The organism is Bradyrhizobium sp. P2_E8, from assembly GCF_056403875.1.
Map to the genome: position 1 here is coordinate 1 of NZ_JBFUES010000888.1, position 3,117 is coordinate 3,117.

A 3,117-nucleotide genomic window follows, 5' to 3' on the forward strand; every position below is an offset into this window, starting at 1 on the left:
TGCCGGAACGCACGAGCGTATCGAGGGTCGACAGCACCTCCTCGATCGGCGTGAACGCGTCGAACGCATGAAGCTGAAAGAGGTCGATCGTGTCGGTGCCGAGCCGTCGCAGCGCTGCGTCGACCGAAGTCAGCAGCCGCTGCCGCGATGAGCCGGCATCGAGCGGGCCTTCGCCCATCGGCAGGCTCATCTTGGTCGAGATCAGCACCTTGTCGCGGCGGCCCTTGATCGCAGCACCGAGAATCTCCTCGGAGGCACCGTTCGAATAGACGTCGGCGCTGTCGAACAAGTTGACGCCGGCATCGAGGCAGATGTCGACCAGCTTGCGCGCCTCCTCCGTGCCGCTGCGGCCCCAGGCAGAGAATAGAGGGCCTTGGCCGCCGAAGGTGCCGGTGCCGAAGCTGAGGACGGGGACCTTGAGTCCGGAAGCGCCGAGATTGCGGTATTCCATGATCGCTCTCCTATTCCGCCGGGCACGCCGCGACGACGACCGTGGTACGGTCGAGCCGGAGGCTCCACAGCGCCAGCACGAGGCCGATTGCGGTGATGCCGGCCGCCACCAACGGCAGCGCGGAGAGGCCAAGCCCGCGGTCGATGGCGACGCCACCGGCCCAGGCACCCAGCGCGTTGCCGAGATTGAAGGCGGCGATGTTGAGGCTCGAGGCGAGCGTGCGGCCGCTAGGGCCGGCGGCCTCCAGCACGCGAAGCTGGAGCGGCGCGACGGTTGCGAAGGCGGTGATGCCGAGCAGCAGGATCAGCGCGATGGCGGGGATCTTGACCGACAGCACCGCGGCAAGGCCGAGCAGCACGATGGCGAGCGCGGCGAGCGTGCCGATCAGGGCCCGCGCCAGGCCGCGGTCGGCGAGCTTGCCGCCGGCGACATTGCCGATCGCAAGACCCGCGCCGAACACCAGCAGGATCGGCGAGACCGCAGCCTCCGAAAAGCCGGTGAAGCGCGTCAGGATCGGCTGGATATAGGTGAAGACGACGAACAGGCCGGCGAAGCCGAATACGGTCATGGCGAGGCCCAGCAGCACCTGCGGACGTCCGAGCACCGCGACCTCCTCGGCAAGCGAGATCGGCTTGTCGCCGTTGCCGACATGGCCAGGCACGAACGCGGCCACCACGGCGAAGGCGATCACGCCGATCACCGTCACGGCCCAGAACGCAGCGCGCCAGCCGAGCATCAGGCCGAACCAGGCGCCGAAGGGCACGCCCAGAAGCGTCGCGACCGTGAGGCCGATGAACATGGTCGCGATCGCCGAGGCGCGCTTGTCCTCGGCGACGAGGCTGGTGGCCACCACCGAGCCGACGCCGAAGAAGGTGCCGTGGGCCAGCGAGGTCAGCACCCGCGCCGCCATCAGCAATTCGTAGTTCGGCGCCAGCGCACAGGCGGCATTGCCGAGCGTGAAGATCGCCATCAGCGCCAGCAATACGGTTTTGCGCGGCATCCGCCGCGTCGCCAGCGTCAAGACCGGCGCACCGACGAACACGCCCAGCGCATAGCCGGAGATGAGCAGGCCCGCAACCGGCACGGAGACGTGCATGTCGGCGGCGACCTGGAGCAAGAGGCCCATGATGATGAATTCGGTGGTGCCGATGCCGAAGGCACCGGCGGTGAGCGCGAGGACGGCGGGAGGCATGCGGGACTCCAATGGATGGTACGAGCCACGCAGATAGCCGCGCTGCAGCAAAACCATTAGAATGTCCGCAATCCAATCATTTGTGACGTGAATTCAACATGGCCCGTTTCGACACCAACCGCTCCGCCGAGATGGAGGTCTTTGTCCGCGTCGTCGACCTGGGCGGGTTCACCCAGGCCGCGCGAAAACTGCGGCTGACGCCGTCGGGCGTCAGCAAGCTGATCTCGCGGCTGGAGGCACGGCTCGGCTCGCGGCTGATCAACCGCACCACGCGCAAGCTCACGCTGACGGAGGAAGGCCAGGCGTTCTACCAGCGCGCCGTGCGTATCCTCGCCGAGATGGAAGAGGCCGAACGCGAGGCGGCCTCAGGCGCGGCACCGCGCGGACGGCTCACCGTCAACAGCAACATTCCCTTCGGCATGCTGCACGTGATGCCGCTGATCCCGCGCTTCCTGGAAATGCATCCCGACGTCACGCTCGATCTGGTGCTGACCGACACGATGATCGACCTGATGCAGGAGCGCGCCGATGTCGCCATCCGCGTCGGCCCGCTGCGCGCCTCACGCCTCGTCGCGCGAAAGCTCGGCACCAGCCGCATGGTCGTGATCGGCGCACCGAATTATCTCGCCCGCTTCGGCACGCCGAAGATTCCGGCGGATCTCGCCGATCACCGCGGCATCGGCTGGACCTTTCCCCGCAGTATCCGCGGCTGGCAATTCAAGCGCGGCGACCGCACCGAGGAAGCGGTCCCGCCGCCGGCCGCCCGCGCCAGCGACGGCGAAGCCGCCCGCCGTCTCGCACTCGGCGGCGTGGGTCTTGCCCGCCTCGCCCTCTTCCACGTCGGTCCCGACATCGAATCAGGCCGCCTCGTCCCGGTCTTGCAGAACTACAATCCCGGCGACCGCGAAGACATTCACGCCGTCTATGTCGGCCACACCGCGCCGCTCCCGGCGCGCGTGCGCGCGTTCATCGATTTTCTCGCCGAGCACGTGCGGGTGAGCGACCCGGCGCTGAAGCGCGCGGGCGATGGGAAATGGAAATTGGTGGGATGAGGCCTATGGCGGAGGGAGTGTCAGTCCCAGAGCCGACAGGCCGCTCGACGCCTCGGCTACGCACGGGATTCACAACGCGACGCCGGGGCCGTGAAGGGGCGAATTGTGCACGGGAGTGAACACGCAGGACAGATCGACCACCGCTACCCAGCTGTAATCATCCAAATGAGGCGGCGTCCAACCCTGATGGAGCGCGTTTCGTAACGTTAAGAACGCTATTCGTCCCAGCACTCATCCCTTCATCCCTGTTCCCGCGCCGGCAGCCCCCAAATACTTGTCCGCTCGAACGGTTCAATCATAGTCGGGCTTCCCTCTCCGGAGAATACCGGCCGTAAGACCAAACGGTTTGACCAATAGCAGCGGTAGGGTGCGAGACAGATGCAGAAGGGATACGTCCCCCGAATTGGGTCGTGCATGATGGT

At 66.8% G+C, this 3,117-nt stretch carries 3 protein-coding genes; 1 reads left to right on the forward strand and 2 read right to left on the reverse strand.

The window, feature by feature from the left end:
• Positions 1–451 (reverse strand): aldo/keto reductase (locus tag AC1D00_RS33735; RefSeq protein WP_477013648.1); only part of this gene is annotated, 451 nt, incomplete at its 3' end.
• Between the two features lie 10 nt (positions 452–461).
• Positions 462–1,643: an MFS transporter gene (locus tag AC1D00_RS33740; protein WP_477013649.1), complete on the reverse strand. Its 1,182-nt coding sequence runs from the start codon at positions 1,641–1,643 to the stop codon at positions 462–464.
• Between the two features lie 98 nt (positions 1,644–1,741).
• Between AC1D00_RS33740 and AC1D00_RS33745 the strand changes: the two genes are divergently transcribed.
• Positions 1,742–2,695, forward strand: a complete 954-nt coding sequence (locus tag AC1D00_RS33745) for a LysR family transcriptional regulator (protein WP_477013650.1) — start codon at positions 1,742–1,744, stop codon at positions 2,693–2,695.
• The last annotated feature ends 422 nt before the right edge of the window (positions 2,696–3,117 follow it).

Excerpts from the sequence above, each read along its gene's own strand:
- AC1D00_RS33740 (WP_477013649.1), bottom strand. The coding sequence starts at position 1,643 with ATGCCTCCCGCCGTCCTCGCGCTCACCGCCGGTGCCTTCGGCATCGGC.
- AC1D00_RS33745 (WP_477013650.1), top strand. The coding sequence starts at position 1,742 with ATGGCCCGTTTCGACACCAACCGCTCCGCCGAGATGGAGGTCTTTGTC.